Annotated in this window: 25 protein-coding genes and 3 pseudogenes; 17 read left to right on the top strand and 11 right to left on the bottom strand. The window is 60.9% G+C overall.

Going from position 1 to position 24,649, the window contains the following annotated elements; translation table 11 throughout:
* Window positions 1-5: 5 nt before the first annotated feature.
* Entirely contained in the window at window positions 6-509 is a 504-nt protein-coding gene (locus L8K08_RS13590; RefSeq protein ID WP_106580144.1) for a DUF4142 domain-containing protein, read from the bottom strand.
* 202 nt (window positions 510-711) lie between these two features.
* On the opposite strand from L8K08_RS13590, the gene L8K08_RS13585 reads away from it, so the two are divergent.
* The 3 genes from L8K08_RS13585 to L8K08_RS13575 are packed head-to-tail and all read left to right on the top strand — an operon-like array spanning window position 712 to window position 2,083.
* Window positions 712-924 carry a hypothetical protein gene (locus tag L8K08_RS13585; protein WP_119735379.1) on the top strand — a complete coding sequence of 71 codons (213 nt, stop codon included), beginning with the start codon at window positions 712-714 and terminating at the stop codon, window positions 922-924.
* A 2-nt stretch (window positions 925-926) separates the two neighbouring features.
* Window positions 927-1,358 carry a DNA methylase gene (locus L8K08_RS13580; protein WP_145165764.1) on the top strand — a complete coding sequence of 144 codons (432 nt, stop codon included), beginning with the start codon at window positions 927-929 and terminating at the stop codon, window positions 1,356-1,358.
* A complete protein-coding gene (locus L8K08_RS13575) occupies window positions 1,355-2,083 on the top strand; it encodes a DUF72 domain-containing protein (protein WP_242197693.1) in 729 nt (242 codons plus the stop codon). The genes L8K08_RS13580 and L8K08_RS13575 overlap by 4 nt, the downstream gene beginning before the upstream one ends.
* Here the strand turns inward: L8K08_RS13575 and L8K08_RS13570 are convergent.
* Complete coding sequence (locus L8K08_RS13570; RefSeq protein ID WP_242197690.1) at window positions 2,048-2,833, bottom strand: DeoR/GlpR family DNA-binding transcription regulator; 786 nt, start codon at window positions 2,831-2,833, stop codon at window positions 2,048-2,050. The genes L8K08_RS13575 and L8K08_RS13570 overlap by 36 nt on opposite strands.
* A gap of 121 nt (window positions 2,834-2,954) precedes the next feature.
* Here L8K08_RS13570 and L8K08_RS13565 point away from each other — a divergent pair, with 121 nt between their 5' ends.
* The gene (locus L8K08_RS13565) at window positions 2,955-4,115 is read left to right on the top strand and encodes an alpha-hydroxy acid oxidase (RefSeq protein ID WP_242197687.1); all 1,161 of its coding nucleotides are present in this window, start codon (window positions 2,955-2,957) and stop codon (window positions 4,113-4,115) included.
* 192 nt (window positions 4,116-4,307) lie between these two features.
* Here the strand turns inward: L8K08_RS13565 and L8K08_RS13560 are convergent, their stop codons facing one another.
* Window positions 4,308-5,234: an alpha/beta hydrolase gene (locus tag L8K08_RS13560; RefSeq protein WP_242197683.1), complete on the bottom strand. Its 927-nt coding sequence runs from the start codon at window positions 5,232-5,234 to the stop codon at window positions 4,308-4,310.
* A gap of 139 nt (window positions 5,235-5,373) precedes the next feature.
* Between L8K08_RS13560 and L8K08_RS13555 the strand changes: the two are divergent.
* From L8K08_RS13555 to L8K08_RS13545, 3 genes and pseudogenes are all read left to right on the top strand, one after another.
* Window positions 5,374-5,556 (top strand): annotated as a pseudogene (locus tag L8K08_RS13555) (short-chain dehydrogenase); the annotation flags it as partial.
* A gap of 96 nt (window positions 5,557-5,652) precedes the next feature.
* The gene (locus L8K08_RS13550) at window positions 5,653-6,240 is read left to right on the top strand and encodes an NUDIX domain-containing protein (protein ID WP_242197680.1); all 588 of its coding nucleotides are present in this window, start codon (window positions 5,653-5,655) and stop codon (window positions 6,238-6,240) included.
* A 6-nt stretch (window positions 6,241-6,246) separates the two neighbouring features.
* Window positions 6,247-6,859 (top strand): annotated as a pseudogene (locus L8K08_RS13545) (hypothetical protein).
* A 94-nt stretch (window positions 6,860-6,953) separates the two neighbouring features.
* Here the strand turns inward: L8K08_RS13545 and L8K08_RS13540 are convergent.
* Both L8K08_RS13540 and L8K08_RS13535 read right to left on the bottom strand, forming a co-directional pair.
* The gene (locus L8K08_RS13540; protein ID WP_016969749.1) at window positions 6,954-7,268 is read right to left on the bottom strand and encodes an SCP2 sterol-binding domain-containing protein; all 315 of its coding nucleotides are present in this window, start codon (window positions 7,266-7,268) and stop codon (window positions 6,954-6,956) included.
* 56 nt (window positions 7,269-7,324) lie between these two features.
* Window positions 7,325-8,035, bottom strand: a complete 711-nt coding sequence (locus L8K08_RS13535) for a histidine phosphatase family protein (RefSeq protein WP_145165760.1) — start codon at window positions 8,033-8,035, stop codon at window positions 7,325-7,327.
* Between the two features lie 193 nt (window positions 8,036-8,228).
* Here L8K08_RS13535 and sohB point away from each other — a divergent pair, with 193 nt between their 5' ends.
* Entirely contained in the window at window positions 8,229-9,254 is a 1,026-nt protein-coding gene (sohB, locus tag L8K08_RS13530) for a protease SohB (protein WP_145165759.1), read from the top strand.
* Between the two features lie 63 nt (window positions 9,255-9,317).
* On the opposite strand, the pseudogene L8K08_RS13525 reads toward sohB, so the two are convergent.
* Window positions 9,318-9,614, bottom strand: a pseudogene (locus L8K08_RS13525) (DAK2 domain-containing protein); the annotation flags it as partial.
* A gap of 629 nt (window positions 9,615-10,243) precedes the next feature.
* Between L8K08_RS13525 and L8K08_RS13520 the strand changes: the two are divergent.
* Window positions 10,244-11,809 carry a TerC family protein gene (locus tag L8K08_RS13520; protein WP_242197678.1) on the top strand — a complete coding sequence of 522 codons (1,566 nt, stop codon included), beginning with the start codon at window positions 10,244-10,246 and terminating at the stop codon, window positions 11,807-11,809.
* Here L8K08_RS13520 and L8K08_RS13515 read toward each other — a convergent pair.
* Together L8K08_RS13515 and L8K08_RS13510 are read right to left on the bottom strand one after the other, a co-directional pair.
* A complete protein-coding gene (locus L8K08_RS13515; protein ID WP_145165757.1) occupies window positions 11,790-12,122 on the bottom strand; it encodes a thioredoxin family protein in 333 nt (110 codons plus the stop codon). The genes L8K08_RS13520 and L8K08_RS13515 overlap by 20 nt on opposite strands.
* A gap of 96 nt (window positions 12,123-12,218) precedes the next feature.
* Complete coding sequence (locus L8K08_RS13510; RefSeq protein WP_145165756.1) at window positions 12,219-12,467, bottom strand: hypothetical protein; 249 nt, start codon at window positions 12,465-12,467, stop codon at window positions 12,219-12,221.
* A 553-nt stretch (window positions 12,468-13,020) separates the two neighbouring features.
* Here L8K08_RS13510 and L8K08_RS13505 point away from each other — a divergent pair.
* The 8 genes from L8K08_RS13505 (at window position 13,021) to L8K08_RS13470 (ending at window position 19,563) form a co-directional block, all read left to right on the top strand.
* Complete coding sequence (locus L8K08_RS13505; protein ID WP_065929539.1) at window positions 13,021-13,869, top strand: transporter substrate-binding domain-containing protein; 849 nt, start codon at window positions 13,021-13,023, stop codon at window positions 13,867-13,869.
* A 52-nt stretch (window positions 13,870-13,921) separates the two neighbouring features.
* Window positions 13,922-14,584: an amino acid ABC transporter permease gene (locus L8K08_RS13500; RefSeq protein ID WP_106580127.1), complete on the top strand. Its 663-nt coding sequence runs from the start codon at window positions 13,922-13,924 to the stop codon at window positions 14,582-14,584.
* Window positions 14,585-14,595: 11 nt separating this feature from the next.
* A complete protein-coding gene (locus L8K08_RS13495; RefSeq protein ID WP_242197676.1) occupies window positions 14,596-15,258 on the top strand; it encodes an amino acid ABC transporter permease in 663 nt (220 codons plus the stop codon).
* Window positions 15,255-16,037: an amino acid ABC transporter ATP-binding protein gene (locus tag L8K08_RS13490; RefSeq protein ID WP_242197673.1), complete on the top strand. Its 783-nt coding sequence runs from the start codon at window positions 15,255-15,257 to the stop codon at window positions 16,035-16,037. Before L8K08_RS13495 ends, L8K08_RS13490 begins: the two co-directional genes overlap by 4 nt.
* Window positions 16,038-16,051: 14 nt before the next feature.
* Window positions 16,052-16,441, top strand: coding sequence for a RidA family protein (locus tag L8K08_RS13485; protein WP_078742925.1), 390 nt, complete (start codon window positions 16,052-16,054; stop codon window positions 16,439-16,441).
* A 106-nt stretch (window positions 16,442-16,547) separates the two neighbouring features.
* On the top strand, window positions 16,548-17,312 hold the full coding sequence (locus L8K08_RS13480) for an IclR family transcriptional regulator (protein ID WP_106580124.1): 765 nt from the start codon (window positions 16,548-16,550) through the stop codon (window positions 17,310-17,312).
* An 8-nt stretch (window positions 17,313-17,320) separates the two neighbouring features.
* A complete protein-coding gene (locus L8K08_RS13475; protein ID WP_145165754.1) occupies window positions 17,321-18,529 on the top strand; it encodes an amino acid deaminase in 1,209 nt (402 codons plus the stop codon).
* 128 nt (window positions 18,530-18,657) lie between these two features.
* Window positions 18,658-19,563 (top strand): sugar kinase, encoded by a 906-nt coding sequence (locus L8K08_RS13470; protein ID WP_242197669.1) that lies wholly within the window; start codon window positions 18,658-18,660, stop codon window positions 19,561-19,563.
* Window positions 19,564-19,683: 120 nt separating this feature from the next.
* Here L8K08_RS13470 and L8K08_RS13465 read toward each other — a convergent pair whose 3' ends face one another.
* The 3 genes from L8K08_RS13465 to L8K08_RS13455 form a co-directional block, all read right to left on the bottom strand.
* Window positions 19,684-19,959, bottom strand: coding sequence for a peptidylprolyl isomerase (locus L8K08_RS13465; protein WP_003174397.1), 276 nt, complete (start codon window positions 19,957-19,959; stop codon window positions 19,684-19,686).
* Between the two features lie 50 nt (window positions 19,960-20,009).
* Window positions 20,010-22,547 (bottom strand): PAS domain-containing sensor histidine kinase, encoded by a 2,538-nt coding sequence (locus L8K08_RS13460; protein WP_242197666.1) that lies wholly within the window; start codon window positions 22,545-22,547, stop codon window positions 20,010-20,012.
* Window positions 22,548-22,687: 140 nt separating this feature from the next.
* Window positions 22,688-24,643 (bottom strand): acetoacetate--CoA ligase, encoded by a 1,956-nt coding sequence (locus L8K08_RS13455; protein WP_242197663.1) that lies wholly within the window; start codon window positions 24,641-24,643, stop codon window positions 22,688-22,690.
* Between the last annotated feature and the right edge of the window lie 6 nt (window positions 24,644-24,649).

The following is a 24,649-nucleotide window of genomic DNA, read 5'->3' as shown; positions in this document are numbered from 1 at the left end:
ATGGTTTAGTGGTCGTGTTTGGCTTGCAGCTCCTTGGCCATTTTCAGGTGGGCTTCAAGGGTCGGCAGGGTCTTGGCGGCGAAGGCTTTCAGCTCGGCGTTGTCCGAGGAAGCGGCTTCTTTCTGGAACAATTCGACGGTTTTTTCATGAGCGGCGACCTGGTTGTTGGCGTAGGCCTTGTCGAACGACTCGTCGCGCATTTCGAGGATGGCTTTTTTGGCCTTGTCGGTCAGGGCGGCGTCATCGGGTACTTCGATATCCAGCTTTTTCGCCAATGCCGTCAGTTCCTGATTGGCTTTGGTGTGGTCGGTGACCATGTGCTGAGCAAAAGTCTTTACGTCGGCCGAGCTGCTTTTTTCCAGGGCCAGCTTGCCGGCTTCCACCTCGGTGATACCGCCTTGGGCGGCGTCGTCGACAAAGCTGTTGGACGTTGCGGCCATGGCCGTGGAAATCGAGCCTGCAACCAGCACAAAGGTCAGGCCCATTTGTTTCATCAGCAGAGTAGTCATGGTGGATCTCCTTGAAATCAACAGTGGCGTGATGCCGTACCTGACTGTTGAGGGGGAGCCTCGGCAAAAGGTTTAAATTAATTCGCGGTTTTTTCTCCGGTGGTCATGCACGCCAATTTCCTTGAACTATCGAAATTCGACAGGCTCTGCTGCATAAGCGCCCGCTATTTTTTGTGGGCCTTCAACTGCTTGGAGACAAACTGTGACTGCCGATAAAACCCCAACCCCGATCAGTTCCGAAGACGCCCAGAAAGGCACCGACAAAGCCGACAAGGGCCACACGCTGGAACGCCCGAACCCGAAAACCGAAAGTGTCGACAAGGTACTCACGCCCACGTCGATCAAGGACATCGAACGCCAGACCGACGCCATCAACGAGCAAGCCGCCAAGGCTGAGCGCAAGTTGGGCCACTGAGCATGGCCAGGTCGATTACCGCTGCGCAGTTGGGCATTGAGTTAAGGCCTGAAGACGACGCCAGCCTGTTCAAGTGGTTTATCGCCAGCTTCCTGATGGGCAAGCGCATTCAGGCGCCAATTGCTGCGCAGGCGTACAAGGTGATTGTCGAAGAGCAAGGCCGCGATACCGCGCGCAAGTTGCAGCACTGCACCTCCAGGGAGTTGGTGTCGATGCTTGGACGCGCGCATTACGTGCGCTATGACGAAACCACGGCGCAGCGTTTGCTCGACCTGAGTGCCAAATTGAATGCCGAGTATGGCGGCAAGATCAGCCATATTCGCAGCGCCAGCGAAGACCGTCAGGCCTTCGAAAAACGCTTGGGTGAATTTGCAGGCGTCGGGCCCAAGACCATCGAGATTTTTATGCGCGACGCCGCCAAGGTGCTGTTTTGAAGGCAGCGCTGTATGTGGGCTGCGCGGGGTGGAGTTTGCCGCGTGAACAGTGGCCGGCTTTTGCGGGCGAGGGTACACACCTGCAACGTTACGCGTCGCGTTTCAACGCAGTGGAAATCAACAGTTCGTTTTATCGCCCGCACCTGCCCAAGACCTATGAGCGCTGGGCGCAATCGGTACCGCCGGCGTTTCGTTTTTCGGTCAAGGTGCCCAAGCGCATCACCCATGAATTGCGCTTGCAACGCTGCGAAACCGCGCTGGATGAATTCGTCGAGCAGTGCCTCAGATTGGGTGAAAAACTGGGCTGCCTGCTGATTCAATTGCCACCGTCTTTTGGCTATGACGCGGCGATTGCTGCACCGTTTTTCACGGCGTTACGCCAACGATTTGCGGGTGCCGTGGTTTTGGAACCGCGCCACGCCAGCTGGCTTGAAGCCGAGGCGTTATTGCAGGATTTACACATAGGCCGTGTGGTCGCCGACCCACCGGTCATCGACGCGGGCACCGGCTGGCAGGGCGTGCAGTATTGGCGACTGCACGGCTCGCCGCGCATCTATCACAGCGCGTATGGGCCGGAGCGCGTGCAGGCATTCTCGCAGCAACTGAGCCAGTCCGTTGCAGCAGGCACTCCCACCTGGTGCATCTTCGACAACACCGCCAGCGGTCATGCCACTGCCGATGCCTTGTACTTACTCAACCTCCACGCGCAGCACTTCCAGCCCTAACTGCTCATAGGCTTCGACACTCGGTACGTGCCACTCGGTGATCAGCGTATGGATGCGGCTGCACGGGCCCACCACAAAGGGCTCCACCGCGCCGAGCTTGTCGGCCATGGTCACCGCCACCACGTGGGAGGCACTGTCGAGCAAGGCTTGCTTGACCGCCACTTCGTCGAAATGCAACGAGCTGATGCCCACTTGCGGATGCAACGCGCACACGCCGGTAAACAGCAGGTCGGCCTTGATGCTCTGGATCAGCCGTACGGCTTCGTGGCCGCTGGTGGACAAGGTGGCAGGGTTGAGTTGGCCACCCGCCAAAATCACTTTCACATCCGGGTGGTCGGCCAGGGCGATGGCAATCATCGGCGACGGTGTGACCACCGTCAGGCGGATCGCACGTGGCAAGGATTGTGCAATCTGCAGCGTGGTCGAGCCGGAATCGAACAACACGATCTGGCCGTCTTCCACGCGATCGGCGGCCAGGCGCGCGAGGTGGCGTTTGACCTCATTGGTCTCGCCCACACGGGTGAAGAAGTCTTTGCCGGTGTCTTTGGGCCGGGGCAGGGCGCCGCCGTGCACGCGTTGCAACAGGCCGGCGGCGGCCAGTTCACCGAGGTCGCGGCGGATGGTGTCCTGGGACACGGCAAAATGCTCCACCAATTCGGATGCGGTGACTTTGCCGTCGCGCTCCAGCAGCAACAGGATTTTCTGTTTGCGCAACGAAGGCAGGTCGATGGCTTGATGAGTGCTCTGCATGTTTGTGCGTCTTTTTGCGGGTTTATGCGAGATTAGGCCTCTGCCGATATAAACGCAATCACTGGTTGCGCGGCTGATCGGCGGTTACTCTCTGGGCTCAGTTCAGGGAGAGGTGACCTAGATGTCGTTGATCACAACCATCGAAGACTTACGCAAGCTGGCGCAAAAACGTGTCCCACGAATGTTCTACGACTACGCCGATTCCGGTTCCTGGACTGAAAGCACCTATCGGGCAAATGAAAGCGATTTTGCCCGCATCAAATTTCGTCAGCGCGTGGCGCGCAACATCGATGAACGTTCGATCCGCGCCAGCATGATCGGCCAGGACATGGCCATGCCGGTCGCGCTGGCGCCCACGGGGCTTGCGGGCATGCAGCATGCCGATGGCGAGATCCTGACCGCCCGCGCCGCCGCGGCTTTTGGCCTGCGCTACACGCTGTCGACCATGAGCATCTGCTCACTTGAGGACATCGCCGAACAGATCGGCCAGCCATTCTGGTTCCAGTTGTATGTGATGCGCGATCGCGGGTTTGTCGAGCAATTGATCGAGCGCGCCAAAGCGGCGGGTGTGGATGCGCTGGTACTGACCCTCGATCTGCAGATCCTCGGGCAACGCCACAAGGACTTGATCAACGGCTTGTCGGCGCCGCCAAAACTGACCCTGCCGAATATCCTCAACATGGCAACCAAGCCGCGCTGGGTGATGGGCATGCTGGGCACCAAACGCCGTGGTTTCGGCAATATCGTCGGCCACGTTAAAGGCGTGGCGGACATGAGTTCGCTGTCGTCGTGGACCGCCCAGCAGTTCGACCCGCGCCTGAGCTGGGACGACGTGGAATGGATCAAGAAATGCTGGGGCGGCAAGCTGATTATCAAGGGCATTCTCGATGTGGAGGATGCGCGGCTGGCGGCTAATTCCGGCGCCGATGCCTTGGTGGTGAGTAACCACGGTGGCCGCCAGCTGGATGGTGCACCGTCGAGCATCAGCCAGCTGCCGGCAATTGTCGAGGCGGTGGGCAAGCAGATTGAAGTGTGGCTCGACGGCGGCATTCGCTCCGGCCAGGACGTGCTCAAGGCGATGGCACTGGGCGCCAAAGGCACCATGATCGGTCGTCCGCACTTGTATGGTTTGGGCGCCATGGGCCAAGCGGGCGTGACCAAGGCCCTTGACATCATTGCCCGTGAGTTGGATGTGTCGATGGCGCTGTGCGGCTATAACGATATACGCGATGTGAATCGCGATATTTTGCTGCCAGGCACCTTTCCCGAAGGGGTTTGCTGAGCAAAAAGATCGTAAAAAAGTAAAAAGAGTTGTCCACGAAAACCGTGGGTATCTCTGTGGATAACTTTGCGAAGGCCCGGCAGGGTTGGCGATTTAACCCTCGGTTAATATTTGATCAACTTGCGGCGCGGGCCAGTATGGGCAGGGTTTACGCTTGACAGCCAAGCGTGAACCCAGTGCCGAAAAGTACTTTCAAGAGTCGCCGTTGCGACCTGTGGAGTGCGTCACCACCTGTGCGGGCATCTGCGCCTGCATGAGTTTTTCCAGCGCTTGCCCATAATTGCGCCCGGCCAGGCTCATGCTGTTGTTATGCGTGGCGCCAGGCACCAGCAGCAACCGCTTGGGCTCCTGGGCGGCGTCGAACAGTTGTTGGCTGAAACGCGGTGGCACGTAGGGGTCGGCCAGGCCATGCACCACCAGCAGCGGCATGTGCACGCCGGCAATTTTGTCGATGGAGTCGAACTTCTGCGACAGCAACCAGCGCACCGGCAGTGAGGTGTTGGCCACGGCCGCGGCCGCGTCCCCCAGCGAGGTGAACGTGGATTCGATCACCAGGCCGCGCACGGGCACCGGTGTCTGTTGACTCAACTGCGCTGCCAGGTCGATGGCCACCGCACCACCCAGCGAGTGCCCGTAGATCAGACGTTTGCTCGGGTCTGGCTGCAGCACCTGAAAGCGCTCCCAGGCGATGCGCGCGTCTTCATACACACTGGTTTCCGAAGGCAAGTCACCGTGACTCTGGCCGAAACCGCGGTAGTCGATGGCCAGCACCGAAAAGCCCAGTGCGTGCAGTTGTTCAATGCGAAACAGCTGACCGGTGAGGTTCCAGCGCACGCCGTGCAGGTACAGAATCGCCGGAGCATCCTGCTTGTCGGCCGGGTACCACCAGCCGTGCAGGTTCTGGCCTGATTTGAAACTGGCGGGTTTTATATCGAATTCCTGCACGGCCTTGGGCAAACCGGTGTACCAGCCGGCGGTACCCGGTTCAATGCGAAACACCAGCTCGCGCTCCTTGTGTTGAAGCACCGCGCAGCCCACCGGCAGGCCGATGATCAGGAGGGCCATGCACAGCAGGGGAAACCAGCGCAGGCCCAGGCGAGACAGAAAACGAGATGACATGAAGGTTCCAGGACAAAAGCGAAGCTCGGGTTTTACCAGATGGCTTTAAGGGGCAGGAATTAATTCGACAGCCGTGAATGGGGATTGCTTGCAAAGTGTTACAGCATTGAACGACGCGTGCCTGGGTTGTTTGGGTGACCAGGACACGGGATACATCCTGTGGGCCAGCAATGGCCAATTCACGGCGACGTGGTTCACTGAGAACCCCGGGGTGGATTACCCGCGCGATCTGGCACTGATCAAGGCCGCCAGCGCTGAAGAGGTTGCGGCCGCGTGGCCGCGCATCAAGCAGTCGCTGGCTCAGGCCGTGACCCCTTACTGAACCCGATACGCCGCGCGCCGGTCTGCACAAGCGTTTCGCTTGACGCTGACATTGGCGCCGCGACATGCTCGCGCTCCTTTGAGCAGAGGCCAGGCCATGGACAATAGCCCCGTTCGCATCACCGCCGAAGAAACCCTGTCGGACAATTGGTATCTTCTGAAAAAATACACCTTCGACCTGCGCCGCCAGGATGGCAGTTGGCAAGCCCAGACCCGTGAGGTGTACGACCGCGGCAACGGCGCAACGATTCTGCTATACAACCGCGCACAGCGCACCGTGCTGCTTATCCGCCAGTTCCGCATGCCCACGTTCGTCAACGATTACCCCGGCTACTTGATCGAAGCGGCCGCCGGCCTGTTGGACAACGCCACCCCCGAAGAGCGCATTCGCCTCGAAGCCGAAGAAGAGACCGGCTACCGCGTCGGCCCTGTGGAGAAAATCTACGCGGCGTTCATGAGCCCCGGTTCGGTGACCGAGCGCATTCACTTCTTTATCGGCGAGTACCAGGCGGCGGACCGCGTTGGCGATGGCGGCGGGCTGATCGACGAGGGTGAAGACATCGAAGTGCTGGAGCTGAGCTTTGAACAGGCGCTGGCGATGGTGCAGAGCGGTGAGATTGTCGATGGCAAAACCATCATGTTGTTGCAGCACCTGGAATTGCGCATGTTGAAAGAAGGGTGGTGATGCGCGATGCGGGCGTGGGCGTTGCTATGGGTACTGGCGGCCGGCAGTAGCAGCGCCGCTGACGCGTTCTACACCTGGGCTGACCCTGTGCCGCCAATGCCCGGCAAATTGCTGCGCAGTGAAGCATTGACGCCGCAGCAGAGCCTGGCGTCGGCCGGGCTGAACGTGCGGATTCTGTATTCCTCCACCGATGGGCTCGACAACCTCACGCCTGTCGCGGTTTCCGGTGCGCTGTTCGTGCCCAAGGGCGCAGCACCAGCGGGCGGCTGGCCACTGATGGCGTGGGCTCACGGCACGGTCGGCAGTTTTGACCTTCAATAACAGCTTCGAGCGTTCGCCCAAGGCGGCGTTGGATCGGCTGGGGCGTGAATCGGCTTATCCCTCGGTGAAAACCGATATTCCGGTCTTTCTCGGCACCGGCGGTAAAGACCGAGATGTGTTTGCACCGGGGCAAAAAGCCTTGGTCCGGGACGCCTGTCAGGCAGGGGATCGGGTGGAGTGGCATTTGTATCCAGAGCTTGATCACTCCGGGACGGTGAATGGCTCTTTGGGTGATTCGACAGGGTTTTTTCGGCGGGCGTTTGCGGGGGAGGCTATCAAGGGCAATTGTGGCCGATGAGGTGTGAGTGTGGCCGTTGTCCGCTTGCGCAAACAACAAATCCCGCCATGTGGCGGGATTTGTCGGGGTAAAGCGCGCTACTCAATCAGCGTGATCAGGCCGGGAACAGCTCGCTCAGCTTCATTGCCAGCATCATGTCGCCTTCGGTGCGCAGTTTGCCGCTCATGAAGGCCTGCATGCCGTCGGTGTCGCCGCTGACGATGCCTTCCATGGTTTCGCCGTCGGTGACCAGCGTGACCTGGGCGTCAGGGTTTTCGCCTTCGAGCAGTTCGCAGGTGTTGTTCTTGACCACCAGCGAGAAGTTCTGGGTGTCGTCGATACGGAAACCGAACACCAGGTCCAGGCCGTCGGCAGCGGCTGGGTTGAATTTGGCTTTCATTGCTTCTACAGCTTTGGCTACGTCAGTCATGGTTTCGATCCTTAAGGGTAGAGTCCAGTGACCTTGGGGTCACGGTTGGCCGCAGCTCATCGGAAAGTGATGAGCTGCGGCGCCTTCAACAGTTGCAAGTGGGTATGACTGTTGAAGGAAGCCAGCGCCACCTCGCGTCCACGGAATTTCAGCTGGTTGAGCGAGGTGTTAACAATTTGCCAATTGAGTTCGAACGCCTGGGCAGCAGGCATTCGGGTAATCAAGTGAAGCAGGGCGGTGATCGTGCCGCCGGAGGTGAACACGGCGATCTTGTCAGTGTTCCGGGCGGTTTCGAGAATCCGTTGCAGGCCGCCTTGTACGCGTTCGACAAACCCCAGCCAGCTTTCCAGCCCCGGTGGGTCATAAGTGCCGGCCAGCCAACGCTCGATGATCAACGCGAAGATGCGCTGGAATTCGCTGCGGTTGTGCGCCGCATTGCGCAGGATCTCCAGGGCTTCGGGTTCGGTGCTCAGCAGGTCGGGGAGCAGGGCGCGGATGATCGCCTCGGCGTCGAATTCGTTGAAGGCGCTGTCGATGTCCAGCGAAGGTACCGGCAGGCCACGGGCTGCATATTGATCGAACACGGACGTGGCGGTGTGCTGCTGGCGGCGCAGGTCGCCCGATACACAGCGCTCGAACGTGAGGCCCAGGTCTGCCAGGTGGCGACCGAGCACTTGCGCTTGTTCCACGCCGACGGGCGACAGGACGTCATAGTCGTCTGCACCGAAAGAGGCTTGGCCATGTCGAATCAGATAAATGCTGCCCACGTCCGTTTTCCCGGTACGTTGAAAGTCTGGCGAGGTTATGAGGATGCCGGAGAGCTGTCAATGAAAAAACATACGCTTGTTTTAAAAGCCCGTTAGAGCCCGCTTGCTGGCGGTTTGATCACTGGCTCGAACGCGGTGCCGTCGGTATGCTGGGCCCATCCGCGCCTGGCGCAGTGCATTTTTAAGGAGACATATGGATTTTCTGGCCGAATACGCGAGCTTTCTGGCGAAGACCGTCACCCTGGTGGTCGCTATTGTGGTGGTACTGATCAGTTTCGCGGCGCTGCGCAGCAAAGGCCGTCGCAAGTCCGCCGGCCAATTGCAGGTCAGCAAGCTCAATGATTTCTACAAGGGCCTGCGTGAGCGCCTGGAGTCGAGCCTGCTCGACAAGGACCAGCTCAAGGCCCTGCGCAAAGCCGAAAGCAAAACCGAAAAGAAGAAAGGCAAGAAGAAACCCGAGGCCAAACCCCGGGTGTTTGTGCTGGATTTCGACGGCGACATCAAGGCCTCGGCCACCGAGAGCCTGCGCCATGAAATCACCGCACTGCTGAGCCTGGCCACGCCGAAAGACGAAGTGGTGCTGCGCCTGGAAAGCGGCGGCGGCATGGTGCACAGCTACGGCCTGGCCTCATCCCAACTGGCGCGTATTCGCCAGGCGGGCGTGCCATTGACCGTGTGCATCGACAAGGTCGCGGCCAGCGGCGGTTACATGATGGCGTGCATCGGCGAGAAGATCATCAGCGCACCGTTCGCCATCCTCGGTTCGATCGGCGTGGTAGCGCAGTTGCCCAACGTCAACCGCCTGCTGAAAAAACATGACATCGATTTCGAAGTGCTGACGGCCGGTGAATACAAGCGCACCCTTACCGTGTTTGGCGAAAACACCGAGAAGGGCCGCGAGAAGTTCCAGGAAGACCTGGACATCACCCATCAGTTGTTCAAGAACTTCGTGTCGCGCTATCGCCCTCAGCTGGCAATCGATGATGTCGCGACCGGGGAAGTGTGGCTGGGGGTTGCAGCCCTCGACAAGCAACTGGTCGACGAACTGCAAACCAGCGACGAATACCTGGCCACCAAGGCCAAGACCGCCGAGGTGTTCCACCTGCACTATGCCGAGCGCAAAAGCCTGCAAGAGCGGGTCGGCCTGGCGGCCAGCGGTTCGGTGGACCGAGTGCTGCTGACCTGGTGGAGCCGCTTGACCCAGCAGCGGTTCTGGTAATTCCAGACTGCAGGTTAAGCCCTTGTGGGAGCGGGCTTGCTCGCGAAAGGGCCATCCGGGGCGCTACACCCAGCGCGGTTGAACCGAATCCGCCAACCGCGTCAGGATCAGGCAGCCCGACACCGCGCCTGCGTCGAGCACGCACAACGAGCGCTCACCCAGCCGACTCGCGGGGCCGATTTTCGCGACTAAGTCCTTGGTCGAATCACGCCCCTGCGAGGCAGCGGTTTTCATGGCTTGCAGCGCATCGTTGAAGGAGGCGCCGCCGGCATGCGTGCGCTCGGCGGCGTGCAGCGAACAGGCCAGCGGTTCGATGAGGATGGCTTCGTCGGGGGCGATGGATTTCGGGACTTTGTGGATTGCGCATACGATTTTGGCGCTGGATGATGCGACTCGTAAACGCTGAGCGAAGTGTGGGAGTGGGATTACTGTGGCGAGCGGGCTTGCCCCGCGTTGGGGTGCGAAGCAGCCCCAGTTGAGGCGATTCGGAGTGTCAGGAGAATTCGGTCAGCAGGTTTTGGGGCTGCTGCGCAGCCCAACGCGGGGCAAGCCCGCTCGCCACAGGTGGCCCTGCACCACAGGTAGCTCTGCTTTACAGATAGCCCTGCTTCACAGATAGTCCTGCTATCACAGGTAGCCCTTCTCCACGGGTAGATTTGGCCCATAGGTGGCTCTGTCCACCGGTGGTCCTGCTCCACTGGTATCTGTGCTCTGGAGTGGCCTATTTCGAAGTGTGTGTTGGGGTTACAGATTTTGTAATAGTTTTGCGTTGTAGGAAATTTAGGTTTCGATTGTACGATTCAAGTCCTTTTTCCACTGCAGGACTTGCATGAACACCCTCTCGGAGCCTCCCAGTCGTCTTTCCCCAAGACATCCGCTGCTGCTGTTCCCGCTGAAGCACCCCGTATTCCGATTGCTACCCTTGTCCCGGTCCACTGACCGCGCCTTGCCGTGTCCGGCATTCAGACATCTATAACGAGACTCTATAAATGGAATGGTTAGCGGATCCAACGGCCTGGCTCGGCTTGTTGACCTTGATTGTGCTGGAACTGGTGCTGGGCATCGACAACCTGGTGTTTATCGCGATCCTGGCGGACAAGCTGCCGCCGGAGCAGCGCGACCGGGCGCGGTTGATCGGTTTGTCCCTGGCGCTGCTGATGCGCCTGGGCTTGCTGGCGAGTATTTCCTGGATGGTGACCCTTACTCAGCCGCTGTTCGAGGTCTTCGGCAAGGGGTTTTCCGGCCGTGACCTGATCATGCTGTTTGGCGGTGTGTTCCTGCTGTTCAAGGCCACCATGGAATTGCACGAACGCCTCGAAGGTCATGTGGCCCAGCGTGCGGGCAATGCCACCTATGCGATGTTCTGGCCGATCGTCGCGCAGATTGTGGTGCTTGACGCGGTGTTCTCCCTCGATGCGGTGGTGACTGCCGTGGGCATGGTCGACGAGCTGGCGGTGATGATGATCGCAGTGATCGTGTCCATCGGCCTGATGATTGTCGCGAGCAAGCCGCTGACGCGTTTCGTCAATGCGCACCCGACGGTGATCATGCTGTGCCTGAGTTTCCTGATGATGATCGGCCTGGTGCTGACTGCCGAAGGCCTGGGCTTCCATGTGCCCAAGGGTTACTTGTACGCGGCGATGGGCTTCTCGATTGTGGTGGAGCTGTTCAACCAGCTTGCCCGCGCCCGCCGCAAAAAGTCGGTACAGGGCACATTGCCGGTACGCCAGCGCACTGCGCATGCGGTGATGCGTTTACTGGGGGGCCGCAGTCTGGCGGTGGAGGGCATGGATGACGACGTTGCCGACCTGATGGGCGAGCCGGATGCGACCCAGGGCCCGCTGTTTGATCGACGCGAGCGCGTGATGATCAGTGGCGTGTTGCAGTTGGCCGAGCGCCCGATCCGCAGCTTGATGACGCCGCGGGCCAAGGTCGACTGTATTGATCTGGCGGACGATGCCGACACTATTCGCCGTAAATTGATGCATTCGTCCTACTCGCGGCTGCCGTTGATCCGCAACGGTGCTGTCGATGAGCCATTGGGCTTTGTGCACAAGAAGGAGTTGCTCAAGGAATACCTGGCCGGCCACGAGCCGAACCTGGAGCACCTGGCGCGCCGCGCGGTCAACCTGCTGGAGAGCTTTTCGATCCTCAACGCCCTGGAGCAGATGCGCCAGGCATCCACCCATATCGCGTTTGTGATCAACGAATTCGGCGATTTCATGGGCGTGTTGAGCATGACCGACATTCTTGAATCCATCGCCGGTGAATTGCCGGACGCCAGCGAAATCGAAGGGCCGGATATCGTCGAGGAGGGCGCGGGCTTTCGCGCCAATGGTGCCTTGACCCTTAACCAGGTTCGCCAGCGCACCGGCTTCAAGGCCGTGGCCACCGACGATTACCAGACGCTCGCAGGTTTGGTGATGAGCCTGCTGGACCGCTTGCCGCGAGTGGGCGACAGCCTGGAGCACGAAGGCTGGCACCTGACGGTGGCGGCGGTGGAGGAGCGGCGGGTGACGCAGGTGCTGCTGGTGCCTAGGGCGCGTAGTCTTTGAACACCTGATCCAGAAGTGCTTCCTGTTCTTCTGGCGCGCCAATGCCCTTGAGGTTTTCGACCTCAAGGGCATTTTTGTAGACCACCAGGGTAGGCGTGCCGTCTACGCCGTCGATTCTCGGCGTCCGGGCGGTGTCCAGGATCATGCTCTTCACTCGGCCGGCGTATTTTTCGGCAATGCTATTAAAGCGTGGGTGAACTCCCAGGCACGCCTGGCAGGACTGGGAAGTAAACAGCACGATCACCAGCGGGTGCTGATTCAGAACCTGCTGGTAGTCGCTGAGGGTATCAATCACCGCATTCGCAGCACCCATGATGATCTCCTTGTGCACCTGGCCGAGTGGGCCTGCCGGATACGCTAGATCGCGAGATCACCACCGTCTACTGTCAACCTTCACAGGTAGACAGGCTCATGCATCGTCGGCACGTTCCGTTCGTTCACGTGCCTTGCGCGCCTGGCTCGCGCATTTCTTGTATTCCTCATTGTCCCTGGACGCCTTCGCCCGACGATAGCCATGGTGGTTCTGGCTGGTGTAATCGGTGCTGAAGGCTTCCTTGAGCTTCTGCAGTTCTTCTTTGCATTCACGGCGATCATTACTGGCCGAAGCCGTACCGGCCACCAGACAGCCCAGCAACACCACCAAAAGGCTTACCTTCATCACGCCACGCTCCCGCACACAGACATCCCACCAGCCTAGCCCAGCACAAAAAAACAACCAGAGCCTCGCCAAGAAACCCTGGTGAGTTGCGGCAAACCGGCTAGCTGTAGTGAGCGGTCTTCTCATAGTGAGCGAGCTTCCTGTGGCGAGCGGGCTTGCCCCGCGTTGGAGTGCGAAGCGCTCCCAATCCAGCCGCCGCGCTATACCTGAAAACCCGCGTCGCCAGGTTTTGGGGCCGCTTCGCAGCCCAACGCGGGGCAAGCCCGCTCGCCACAAGAAACCCGCTCGCTCAGCACCGCCACGGTGCACGGTAACGCTACCGTGGTGCACGGCATCCAAACTGTCACCGCCGTGTGTGGCCTTGCGTAGCAACACATCCACAGCTGCTGGCACAGCGCCTTACCGCAGCTCAATATTTATCCAATTGATTTAAAACAACTTTGTCCCCTTCATGTTTTTCTGCAACCGCGTGTGGCACACTTTCTGCTGTCTATTCCGTTGTTGCATACTAAGTTCCGGTATAGCGGAATACACAACTCCTGGAGTGCTTGTCATGCATCACCGACCTTCCGTGTTTAAAGCGTGTGTTTTTCTCTTCGCCGCATCGGCTTCCCTCGCAAGCGTTGTGCACGCGGCGGACAGCAAGCTCGATGATGTGCTCAAGCGTGGGCATCTCATCGTGGGTACAGGCAGTACCAATGCGCCGTGGCACTTCCAGGGAGCGGATGGCAAGTTGCAGGGTTTTGATATCGACATCGGCCGCATTGTGGCCAAAGGCTTGTTCAACGACCCGAGCAAGGTCGAGTTTGTGGTGCAGTCTTCCGATGCACGTATTCCCAACCTGCTGACCGACAAGGTCGACATGAGTTGCCAGTTCATTACCGTCACCGCCAGCCGTGCGCAGCAGGTGGCCTTTACCTTGCCGTACTACCGCGAAGGCGTGGGCCTGCTGTTGCCGAACAACAGCAAGTACAAGGAAATCGAAGACCTGCAAGCCGCCGGCGACGGCGTCACCGTGGCCGTGCTGCAAAACGTCTACGCCGAAGAGCTGGTGCACCAGGCGCTGCCCAAGGCCAAGGTTGATCAGTACGACAGCGTCGACCTGATGTACCAGGCCGTGAACTCCGGCCGTGCCGACGCCGCCGCCACCGACCAGTCTTCGGTCAAGTACCTGATGGTGCAGAACCCAGGCCGTTACCGCAGCCCGACCTACGCCTGGAGCCCGCAAACCTACGCGTGTGCGGTCAAGCGTGGCGACCAGGACTGGCTGAACTTCGTCAACACCGCGCTGCATGAAGCCATGACCGGCGTGGAGTTCCCGACCTACAAAGCCTCGTTCAAGCAATGGTTCGGTGTGGATTTGCCAGAGCCTGCGATCGGTTTTCCGGTTGAGTTCAAGTAAATCGTAAACCCTGGGGCGTCGCTGACGGCGCCCCAATCAGGTACTGCCGACCATGAACTATCAGTTGAACTTTGCCGCCGTGTGGCGTGATTTCCCCAGCTTGCTGGCGGGGCTCGGCCTGGGCCTTGAGCTGGCACTGCTGTCGATCGCGATTGGCTGCGTGATCGGCTTGATGATGGCATTCGCCATGCTGTCCAGGCACCGCGCGTTGCGCATCATCGCCTCGGTGTACGTGACGGTGATCCGCAATACGCCGATTCTGGTGCTGATCCTGTTGATCTACTTTGCACTGCCGTCACTGGGGATTCGTCTCGACAAAATTCCGTCCTTCATCATCACACTGTCGTTGTACGCCGGTGCCTACCTCACCGAAGTGTTCCGCGCCGGGTTGCTGAATATTCCCAAGGGTTTGCGCGAAGCCGGCTTGGCCATCGGCCTGGGTGAATGGCGTATCCGCGCCTACATCACCGTGCCGGTGATGCTGCGCAACGTCTTGCCGGCGTTGTCGAACAACTTCATTTCGCTGTTCAAGGACACCTCGCTGGCGGCGGCGATTGCCGTGCCGGAGCTGACCTATTACGCCCGCAAGATCAACGTCGAAAGCTACCGGGTGATTGAAACCTGGATGGTCACGACTGCGCTCTATGTGGCTGCCTGTTACCTCATCGCCATGCTGCTCCGTTACCTGGAACAGCGTCTGGCGATCCGTCGTTAAGGAGGGTTTCCATGTACGAGTCCCCCAGCTGGCTGCATGAGTTGTGGATCGCCCGGGATACCCTGTGGGCGGGCTTTCAGGCCAGCGTGTATGTGTCTGCGCTGGCCATTATCTTTGGCACGCTGATCGGCATCGTCGCCGGGTTGATCCTGACCTACGGCAAATTCTGGATGCGCGCGCCGTTTCGTCTGTATGTCGACCTGATCCGTGGCACGCCGGTGTTTGTGCTGGTCTTGGCGTGTTTCTACATGCTGCCGGCGCTCGGTTGGCAGATCAGCGCGTTCCAGGCCGGCGCCGTCGGGCTGACGCTGTTCTGCGGCTCTCACGTGTCGGAGATCGTGCGCGGCGCGCTGCAAGCCATTCCCCGTGGGCAACTGGAAGCGCGCAAGGCGATTGGCCTGACGTTCTACCAGTCGCTGGGTTACGTGCTGTTGCCTCAGGCGTTGCGCCAGATCCTGCCGACCTGGGTCAATTCCTCCACGGAAATCGTCAAGGCCTCGACCTTGCTCTCGGTGATCGGCGTGGCCGAGCTGCTGCTGAGCACCCAGCAAGTGATCGCGCGCACCTTCATGACCCTGGAGTTCTACCTGTTCGCCGGGTTTCTGTTCTTTGTCATCAACTACGCCATCGAGTTATTCGGGCGCTACATTGAAAAGCGGGTGGCCTTGCCATGAACCAACCTCAAACCAACCAACCGCTTTTGAACATTCGCGGCCTGCGTAAACAGTACGGCCAGGTCGAAGTGCTCAAGGGCGTCGACCTGTCCATGCAGCGCGGCAACGTGGTGACGTTGATCGGCTCCAGCGGCTCGGGCAAAACCACGCTGCTGCGCTGCGTCAACTTGCTGGAAGAGTTCCAGGGCGGGCAGATCACCCTGGACGGCGAGTCCATCGGCTACAGCGAAATCGCCGGCAAGCGTGTGCGCCACCCCGAGCGGGTGATTGCCCAGCACCGCGCGATGACCGGCATGGCGTTTCAGCAGTTCAACCTGTTTCCGCACCTCACCGCGCTGCAAAACGTCACCCTCGGCCTGCTCAAGGTCAAGAAGATGGGCAAGGACGAAGCCGTGGCCCTGGCCGAAAAATGGCTGGACCGCGTCGGCCTGCTGGAGCGGCGCAATCACTTCCCGGGCCAGTTGTCCGGCGGCCAGCAACAGCGCGTGGCGATTGCCCGGGCGATTGCGACGAACCCCAGCTTGATGCTGTTCGACGAAGTCACCTCGGCCCTCGACCCTGAGCTGGTGGGCGAGGTGCTCAGCGTGATCAAGGGCCTGGCGGAAGAGGGCATGACCATGTTGCTGGTCACCCACGAAATGCGCTTTGCCTACGAAGTGTCGGACAAGATCGTATTCATGAACCAGGGCCGCATTGAAGAGCAGGGCAGTGCGAAGGACATCTTCGAACGCCCGCAATCGCCGCGCCTGGCGGAATTTTTGAAGAACATTCGTTTTTAATCAGGAGCAACTTTATGAGCATTACTCGTTACGGCACCGGCAGCACCGCCGGCGGTGGCCAACCGCGTCCTTTCGCACGTGCAGTGGAAGCGGACGGCTGGCTCTACGTCTCGGGCCAAGTGCCGGCAGTGGACGGTGAAATCATCAACGGCGGCATCGTCGAGCAAACCCGCCAGACCATGCGTAACGTGGTGGCGATTCTTGAAGAGGCCGGCTACGAGTTGAAAGACGTGGTGCGCGTTGGTGTATGGCTGGAAGACCCGCGCGACTTCTGGAGTTTCAACAAGGTGTTCGGTGAATACTTCACCCCCGAACACGCCCCGGCGCGCGCCTGTGTGCAGGCCAACATGATGGTCGACTGCAAGGTTGAGATTGATTGCGTGGCCTACAAGAAAAAAGGCTAAATGCCCCTCTCTTGAAATCCACTGAAGATCAAATGTGGGAGAGGGCAAGCCCCCTCCCACAAGGGATCTCTGCCAGACCCTAGAATTTCGACCGGACCGAACTGCCATGACCGAAGACACCATCAAACGCCGCGCCAAAGGACTGGACCGTGCATTCGATATCCTCGATTTTCTCAAGGAGATCGGCCAGCCCCTGCGCCCGAATGATATTGCCAGCGGCATCGGCAGCCCCAAATCCACCGTCTACGAATTGGTCGCCTCGTTGCTGGAGCGGCGTATCCTGGAAACCGTGGGCAAGGACGGCCACGTCTACCTTGGCCGCCAACTGTACTTCCTCGGCCAGGCGCACCTGCGCCACTTCGACCTGACCCGCGAGGCCGATCACGCCTTGCAGGAGATCGTCAGCCAAACCCACGAAACCGCGCAGATGTGCCTGCTCAACGGGCGTAAATACACGGTGGCGCTGATGCGCGAAGGCGAGCGGCATTTCCGCATCTCGTCGGACATCGGCGAAAACGCACCGATCCCCTGGACCGCTTCCGGGCGCCTGCTGCTGGGGCACTTGAGCGACCAGCAGATTATCGACCTGATCGACTACGACGATTTCATCCTGCCGGACGGCCAGCGCCTGCCGCTGGAGACGTTTCTGGCGCAGATCCGCCAGGCCACGCTCGACGGGTTCTTCTCCTTCGACAGCGTGGCCGACACCTTCACCCATTGCTTCGCCGCCCCGGTGCGGGACGCGCAGGGCATCAGCATTGCGACCTTGTGCATCGTTGCCCCACGGGCCGACGCGATCAAAAACTACAACGACTATCGCCGGGTGTTGATCGACAGCGCCAACAACCTGGCCCGACGCATCAACGAATAGGAGTGTTTATGACTGCCCTCAACGCCGTTGAAAAAGGCGCCGCCGCCGTTGGCGCCCACCTGGTCCGCGACGTCAGCCTGCCGGCCCTGGTGCTGCACCGCGACGCCTTGGAACACAACATTCGCTGGATGCAGGACTTCGTCAGCAACAGCGGCGCAGAACTGGCGCCCCACGGCAAAACCAGCATGATGCCGGCGTTGTTTCAGCGCCAGATCGAGGCGGGCGCCTGGGGCATCACCTTGGCCAATGCGGTGCAGACCCGCGCTGCCTATGCCGGGGGCGTGCGTCGCGTGTTGATGGCCAACCAATTGGTCGGCGCGCCGAACATGGCGTTGATTGCCGATCTGCTGGCCGACAAAGACTTCGACTTCCATTGCATGGTCGATCACCCGGACAACGTCGCCGACCTGGGGCTGTTTTTCGCCGCGCGTGGCCTGCGTTTGAACGTGATGATCGAGTATGGCGTGGTCGGCGGCCGTTGCGGCTGCCGCAGCGAACAGGAAGTGCGCGAGCTGGCCAAGGCGATCAAGGCCCAACCGGCGCTGGCCCTCACCGGCATTGAAGGCTACGAAGGCGTGATCCATGGCGAGCACGCCATCAGCGGCATCCGCGACTTTGCCGCCAGCCTGGTGCGCCTGGCGGTGGACCTGCAAAACAACGGCTCTTTCGACCTGCCCAAACCGATCATTACCGCCTCGGGTTCGGCCTGGTACGACCTGATCGCCGAGTCCTTCGAAACCCAAAACGCCGCGGGGCGTTTCTTAAGCGTGTTGCGCCCGGGCAGTTACGTGGCCCACGACCACGGTATCTACAAGCAAGCGCAATGCTGCGTGCTCGACCGTCGCAGCGACCTCAATGAAGGCCTGCGCCCGGCGCTGGAAGTCTGGGCGCACGTGCAATCGATGCCCGAGCCAGGCTTTGCGGTGATTGCCTTGGGCAAGCGCGATGTGGCCTACGACGCCGGTTTGCCGGTGCCGCTCAAGCGCTACCGGGCTGGAATTGTGCCGGCTGAAGGCGATGACGTCACCGCCTGCATCGTGACGGCGGTGATGGACCAGCATGCGTTCATGACGGTGGCACCGGGGGTTGAGTTGCGCATCGGCGACATCATTTCGTTCGGCACCTCGCACCCTTGCCTGACCTTCGACAAGTGGCAAGTGGGCTGCCTGGTGGATGAGCAGTTGCAGGTGATCGAGTCGCTGCACACCTGCTTCTAGACCGCGTCGCGCCTATCGCGGGCAAGCGCGCTCCCACATTCGACCGCATTCCTCCAGTTGAAATGCAATCAAATGTGGGAGCGGGCTTGCCCGCGAAGAGGCCCTCCAGAACAGCGAGAGACCAAGGCATGAACCCACAACCGCGCATCGCCCTGATCGGCGAATGCATGATCGAACTCCAACACCGCGCCGATGGCAGCCTTCAACAAAGCTTCGGCGGCGACACCCTGAATGCAGCGGTGTACCTGCGCCGCGAGCTGGGCGGCATCGGCACGGTTGACTACGTCACCGCCCTGGGCGATGACAGCTTCAGCGACGCCATGTGCACGCAGTGGGCCGAAGAAGGCCTGGGCCTGGGCATGGTGCAACGCCTGCCCGGGCGTTTGCCCGGCTTGTATTGCATCCAGACGGACGCGAACGGCGAACGCAAATTCCTCTACTGGCGCAACGAAGCCGCCGTGCGCGACTGCTTCACCACACCGGCCGCCGAGCCGATCCTGGCGGCTTTGCCGGGTTATGACGTGGTGTATTTCAGCGGTATTACCCTGGCAGTACTGGGAGAAATCGGGCGTACGCGGTTACTGCAAACCTTGATCGAAACGCGCAAGCGCGGTGGCAAGGTAGTCTTCGACAACAACTACCGGCCGCGTTTATGGGCCAGCGTCGAGGCGGCACGCGCGGCGTATCACGCCGTGTTGGCTGAGGTGGATATCGCCTTGCTGACCGAGGACGACGAGCGTGCGTTGTTTGGGTACGCCGACAGCGAGCAGGTGTTTGCGGCGTACCCGGCGATTGCAGAGGTGGTGCTCAAGCGCGGCGCGGATGACTGTTTGATCCGTTGTGCGGGCGAACGCTTTGCTGTGCCGGCGTTGAAGGTCGAGAAGGTGGTGGACACGACGGCGGCGGGGGATTCGTTCAGTGCAGCGTATCTGGCCAGCCGGTTGAAAGGTCAGTCGCCAGAGGCGGCGGCCTTGGCTGGGCATCGGTTGGCCAGCCGGGTGATTCAGGTGCCAGGGGCTTTGATTGCGCGGTGAATGGCCGCCTGCGGCGGTTCGCAGGCAAGCCAGCTCCCACATTTGACTGCATTCCTCCAGTTGAAATGCGCTCAAGTGTGGGAGCTGGCTTGCCTGCGATAGCGGTCCTGAGCCAACCCCTCAGTCGCGGTAAAACACCTGCACCAGGTGATAGCCAAACTTGCTCTTGATCGGCCCATGAACCACCTTCACCGGCTTCTTGAAGATCACCGCGTCAATCGCCCCGACCATCTGCCCTGGCCGCACTTCACCCAAATCACCGCCGCGCTTGCCGGACGGGCAGGTCGAGTATTTCTTGGCCAGCACATCAAACGCTTCGCCCTTGGCGATACGCTGCTTGAGCTGTTCGGCTTCTTCACTGGTTTTCACCAGGATGTGACGGGCTTGGGCTTTCATGTTGTTACCTGGCAACGGTCAAACGTAAGGGCGCGCGATTATGCCTGAACTCATTCATCGACGCTGATCATGCTGCGGATTTTGGTCGCCAGCAGCTCAACCGAGAACGGCTTGGCCACCATGTCCATGCCGTCCTCCAGGAAGCCCTGGCGCTCGGCGGCTTTTTCGGCGTAACCGGTCATGAATAACACGCGCAGGCCGGGCCGGTGCTGGCGGGCGATTTCTGCCAGTTGGCGGCCGTTCATGCCCGGCAGGCCGACGTCGGTCACCAGCAGGTCCACGCGTAAATCCGACTCCAGCAGCGGCAGTGCCGTGCGTGAATCCGCCGCCTGGTGGGCGGTGTAGCCCAGTTCAGCCAGCACGTTGACCACCAGCATGCGCACCGCGGGGTCATCCTCGACGACGACCACCGCTTCACCGGCCAGTGCCAGCGGCGCTTCACTCAGGTGCTGCGGCAGGTTGCTTTCCAGCGCGGTGCCATACAGGCGCGGCAGGTACAGGCGCACGCAGGTGCCTTGGCCGGGTTCGCTTTGAATGGTCACGTGGCCCCCCGATTGCTGGGCAAACCCGTAGATCATCGACAGCCCCAGGCCGGTGCCCTGGCCGATAGGCTTGGTGGTGAAGAACGGATCGAAGGCCTTGGCCAGAATCTTCGGCGCCATGCCGCTGCCGTTGTCACTCACGCCGAGCATCACGTAGTCGCCGGCCTTGACCGGTTCGAGGGTGGTGATGTCGGTGCCGTCCAGGTAGCTGTTGGCGGTTTCAATCACCAGTTCGCCGCCGTCGGGCATAGCGTCGCGCGCGTTGATTACCAGGTTAAGCAGGGCGTTTTCCAACTGGCTGGCATCGGTATTCACCGGCCAGATGTCCTTGCCCAGCTGCACCTTGAGTGAGATATGCGCGCCTTTGGTACGGCGGAACAAGTCTTCCAGCGACGCCACCAGCGTGTTCGGGTCCAGAGGGCGGCGGTCGAGCGACTGGCGCCGGGAGAACGCCAGCAGCCGGTGGGTGAGGGCGGCCGCACGGTGAGCGGAGGAGACCGCCGCGTCGGTAAACCGGCCGATCTCATCGCTGCGCCCGGCGGCGATGTAGCGCTGCATCAGGTCCAGGCTGCCGATAATCCCGGTGAGCATGTTGTTGAAGTCATGGGCGATGCCGCCGGTCAGTTGACCCACCGCTTCCATCTTCTGCGCATGGCGCAGCGCATCCTCGGCGCGCTCGCGTTCGAACATCTCGTTTTGCAGGCGCTGGTTGGCCTCGGCCAGCGCCTGGGTGCGCTGGGCCACGCGTTCTTCGAGGTTCTCGTTGAGGTGGCGCAGGGCCTCTTCGGTGAGTTTGCGCTCGGTCTCGTCGATCACGAAGATGTAAAAGCCATTCACCGAGCCGTCATTGCTGAAGCGCGGCAGGTACTTCATCAGTGCATGGCGCGGCCGGCCGTCGTGGTGGGGCGTCACGGTCATGAAGCTGCACGCCTTGCCCTTGAGCGCGGCCTCGATCTTGTCTTCGCGCCCGGCATACACCTCATCGCCGAGCACTTCGCGGATGCTCTTGCCGTACAACTCCTGGGGCGTCATGCCGTACCAGTCAAGGTAGGCGCTGTTGTTCAGGCGAAAACGCTGTTCGTGGTCGACGTAACCGATCAGCACCGGCATGGCGTTGATGATCAACTGCAGCTCGGTCTGGCTTTGACGCAGGGCCTGCTCGGTGTGTTTGCGTTCGGTCAGGTCCAGTGCTGCGCCTAAAAAGCGTGACGGACGGCCTTGATGATCCTTGTAACAGCGCCCGCGCGCGAACACCCAGCGCACCTGGCCGTCGGCTTGCAGCAGGCGGTATTCCTCGGCGTACTCGGTGCCGAAGGTGATGCAATGCTTGATGCTGCGCGCCACCGTGCCGCGGTCTTCGGGGTGTACGCCTTGCAGGTAGTCGCTGATGGGCAGCAGGCCGGCGTCACTCGGGTCGACGCCGTGCAGGTAGGCGAAATGGGCATCGGCGATAAAGCGGTCTTCGCCGATGTCCCAGTCCCAGGTGCCGACCGCATCGGTCGCCGCCAGCGCCAGTTGCAGGCGTTGCTCGGTGCTGTGCTGGGCCTTGAGGCTGTCTTCGGAGCGCTGCTGCAGCTCGAGGGCTTTGCTGCGCCGTTCGTTGGTTTCGATGGCGGTGACCAGGATACCGGCGACGGTCCCGCTTTCATCGCGGACCGGGCTGTAGGTCAGGTCGAGCCAGATCTCGGTATCGCGGTGGTTGCGTTGCAGTACAAAGCGTTGCTCGCTGAACGTGCGCACCTGGCCGCTCAGCACGGCGTCGTAGACTGGCGCGGTGAAGCTGGCCAGCTCCGGCCAGGTCTCATGCGCCGGCTGGCCCAACGCGCCGGGGTGCTTGTTGCCCGCAAGCCGCGCAAAGCCGTCGTTGTAAAGCTGCGTGAGCAGGGGGCCCCACAGCAGCAGCATTGGCATCGGTGAGTGGACCACGATGTCGACCGCTGTGCGTAGACTTTGCGGCCAGTCGTTGGCCTCACCGAGGGGGCTTTGCGCCCAGTCCAGCCGCGCAATCAATGCAGCGGCTTCGCTACCGGTGGATGTTCCATTCATGAAAAAGCCCTACACCTGACACTTTGAAGTACAACAAAAGCCGATTATCCCGCGAGACGGGAGCGGCTGACTACCCCTCGAAAAATAGCATGCATTGGGGCTTTGTCTTCAATTGAGTGCTTTTGCGCTGAAACCTTTCATCATTCGGCCAGCTCAGGGCGCTGGCGAAACTGCTCCAGCGCTTGCGGATTCGCCAGGGCGTCGGTGTTCTTCACCGGCTCACCGTGCACCACATTGCGCACCGCCAACTCGACAATCTTGCCGCTGATGGTGCGCGGAATATCGGTGACGGCGAGGATCTTCGCCGGCACGTGACGCGGTGTGGTGTTGGCGCGAATCACCTGGCGAATCTGTTGCTCCAGGGCCTCATCCAGCTCGATACCGTCAGTCAGGCGCACAAACAGCACCACGCGCACGTCATCCTGCCAGCGTTGGCCGATGGCCAGGCTTTCCAGCACCTGCGGGACTTTTTCCACCTGCCGATAAATTTCCGCCGTGCCAATGCGCACGCCACCGGGGTTGAGCACCGCGTCGGAGCGACCGTGAATCAGCCAGCTGCCCGTCGGGCATTGCTCGGCGTAGTCACCCTGGGCCCACACGCCGGGAAACTGGCTGAAGTACGAGGTGCGCAGTTTGTGCTGCTGCGGGTCATTCCACAGGCCAATCGGCATGGCCGGAAAGTGCCGCGTGCACACCAGTTCGCCTTTTTCGCCGATCACCGCTTTGCCCTGCTCGTTCCACACTTCGATGGCCATCGCCAGGCTCTTGCACTGCATCTGCCCGCGACGCACCGGCAGCACCGGGTTGCCGATCACAAAGCAGGAGACGATATCGGTGCCGCCGGACATCGACGACAGGCACAGCTCGGCCTTGATCTGGCGGTACACGTAGTCGTAGCTCTGCGGCGACAGCGGCGAGCCCGTCGAGATCAGGCCCTTGAGGCTGCCCAGATCGTGGCTCAGGCGCGGCTGCAGCCCGGCTTTTTCCAGGGTGGCGAGGAATTTGGGGCTGGTGCCGAACACGCTGATTTTTTCGGCGTCGATCAGGTCGATCAAGCGTTCCGGTCCGGGGTGAAACGGCGAGCCGTCGTACAGCACCGCCGTGGCGCCGAGGGCCAGCACCGACACCAGCCAGTTCCACATCATCCAGCCGCAGGTGGTGTAGTAGAACAGGCAATCCTCGCGCGACAGGTCGGCGTGCAGGCCGTGTTCCTTGAGGTGGGTGAGCAGCACACCGCCGGTGCCGTGGATGATGCACTTGGGCACGCCGGTGGTGCCGCTGGAATAGAGGATGTACAGCGGGTGAGCGAACGGCACCGCGACAAATTCAGGCTCGCCGCCGGGTGTGTAGAAGTCGTCCCACAGCGCGACTCTGGCCTGGGTCTGATAGTCCGCGACGCGCGCTTGAGGCCGCGCGTAAGGCACGATAATCAACTGTTCGAGGGACGGCAGGCGCGCGAGGATCTCATTCAGTTTGGCCGTTTGGTCGATGCCCTTGCCGGCGTAACGATAACCCGCGCAGGTGATCAGCACTTTGGGTTCGATCTGGCCAAAACGGTCGATCACGCCCTGGGTGCCGAAGTCCGGCGAGGAGCAAGACCAGATCGCGCCGAGGCTGGTGGTGGCGAGCATGCCCACCAGGGTTTGCCAGGTGTTGGGCATGCACGCAGCGACGCGGTCGCCCACGCCGACACCGGCTGCGCGCAGGCTGCGTTGCAGGCCGGCAACGTGTTCGGCCAATTCGGCGTAGGTCAGCTGTTCGCGTTGGCCGTCCTCGCTGATCGCGACCACCGCGGGGTGATCGTCGCGACGGCGCAGCAGGTGTTTGGCAAAGTTCAGGGTGGCGCCGGGAAACCACTGGGCGCTGGGCATTTGAGTGCCTTCGATCAGCGCCGCGGTGGGCGGGCTGCGAAACTGCACGTCGAAGAACGCGACGATGGCCTGCCAGAAGTCGGCACGCTGGTCGATGCTCCACTGGTGCAGGGCGGGGTAGTCGGCCAGCTGCAGGCTGTGGCGCTGGTTGATGAAGCGCCGGAACTGGTCCATCCGCGTGTTGCGGATGCGCTCGGGGGAGGGTTGCCAGAGGATTTCGGACATGAGGAA

Origin of the sequence: Pseudomonas sp. TREG-RG-20F-10-E-6-01 (assembly GCF_022662455.1) — a bacterium.
Taxonomy (GTDB): domain Bacteria; phylum Pseudomonadota; class Gammaproteobacteria; order Pseudomonadales; family Pseudomonadaceae; genus Aquipseudomonas.
Note: the sequence above shows the minus strand (reverse complement) of the source record. Positions and strands in the feature narration are given on the sequence as shown.

Coding starts and splice junctions, on each gene's coding strand:
- L8K08_RS13590 (WP_106580144.1), bottom strand. CDS start 509: ATGACTACTCTGCTGATGAAACAAATGGGCCTGACCTTTGTGCTGGTT.
- L8K08_RS13580 (WP_145165764.1), top strand. CDS start 927: ATGGCCAGGTCGATTACCGCTGCGCAGTTGGGCATTGAGTTAAGGCCT.
- L8K08_RS13570 (WP_242197690.1), bottom strand. CDS start 2,833: ATGCAGAGCACTCATCAAGCCATCGACCTGCCTTCGTTGCGCAAACAG.
- L8K08_RS13565 (WP_242197687.1), top strand. CDS start 2,955: ATGTCGTTGATCACAACCATCGAAGACTTACGCAAGCTGGCGCAAAAA.
- L8K08_RS13560 (WP_242197683.1), bottom strand. CDS start 5,234: ATGTCATCTCGTTTTCTGTCTCGCCTGGGCCTGCGCTGGTTTCCCCTG.
- L8K08_RS13550 (WP_242197680.1), top strand. CDS start 5,653: ATGGACAATAGCCCCGTTCGCATCACCGCCGAAGAAACCCTGTCGGAC.
- L8K08_RS13540 (WP_016969749.1), bottom strand. CDS start 7,268: ATGACTGACGTAGCCAAAGCTGTAGAAGCAATGAAAGCCAAATTCAAC.
- sohB (WP_145165759.1), top strand. CDS start 8,229: ATGGATTTTCTGGCCGAATACGCGAGCTTTCTGGCGAAGACCGTCACC.
- L8K08_RS13520 (WP_242197678.1), top strand. CDS start 10,244: ATGGAATGGTTAGCGGATCCAACGGCCTGGCTCGGCTTGTTGACCTTG.
- L8K08_RS13515 (WP_145165757.1), bottom strand. CDS start 12,122: ATGGGTGCTGCGAATGCGGTGATTGATACCCTCAGCGACTACCAGCAG.
- L8K08_RS13510 (WP_145165756.1), bottom strand. CDS start 12,467: ATGAAGGTAAGCCTTTTGGTGGTGTTGCTGGGCTGTCTGGTGGCCGGT.
- L8K08_RS13505 (WP_065929539.1), top strand. CDS start 13,021: ATGCATCACCGACCTTCCGTGTTTAAAGCGTGTGTTTTTCTCTTCGCC.
- L8K08_RS13500 (WP_106580127.1), top strand. CDS start 13,922: ATGAACTATCAGTTGAACTTTGCCGCCGTGTGGCGTGATTTCCCCAGC.
- L8K08_RS13495 (WP_242197676.1), top strand. CDS start 14,596: ATGTACGAGTCCCCCAGCTGGCTGCATGAGTTGTGGATCGCCCGGGAT.
- L8K08_RS13490 (WP_242197673.1), top strand. CDS start 15,255: ATGAACCAACCTCAAACCAACCAACCGCTTTTGAACATTCGCGGCCTG.
- L8K08_RS13485 (WP_078742925.1), top strand. CDS start 16,052: ATGAGCATTACTCGTTACGGCACCGGCAGCACCGCCGGCGGTGGCCAA.
- L8K08_RS13480 (WP_106580124.1), top strand. CDS start 16,548: ATGACCGAAGACACCATCAAACGCCGCGCCAAAGGACTGGACCGTGCA.
- L8K08_RS13475 (WP_145165754.1), top strand. CDS start 17,321: ATGACTGCCCTCAACGCCGTTGAAAAAGGCGCCGCCGCCGTTGGCGCC.
- L8K08_RS13470 (WP_242197669.1), top strand. CDS start 18,658: ATGAACCCACAACCGCGCATCGCCCTGATCGGCGAATGCATGATCGAA.
- L8K08_RS13465 (WP_003174397.1), bottom strand. CDS start 19,959: ATGAAAGCCCAAGCCCGTCACATCCTGGTGAAAACCAGTGAAGAAGCC.
- L8K08_RS13460 (WP_242197666.1), bottom strand. CDS start 22,547: ATGAATGGAACATCCACCGGTAGCGAAGCCGCTGCATTGATTGCGCGG.
- L8K08_RS13455 (WP_242197663.1), bottom strand. CDS start 24,643: ATGTCCGAAATCCTCTGGCAACCCTCCCCCGAGCGCATCCGCAACACG.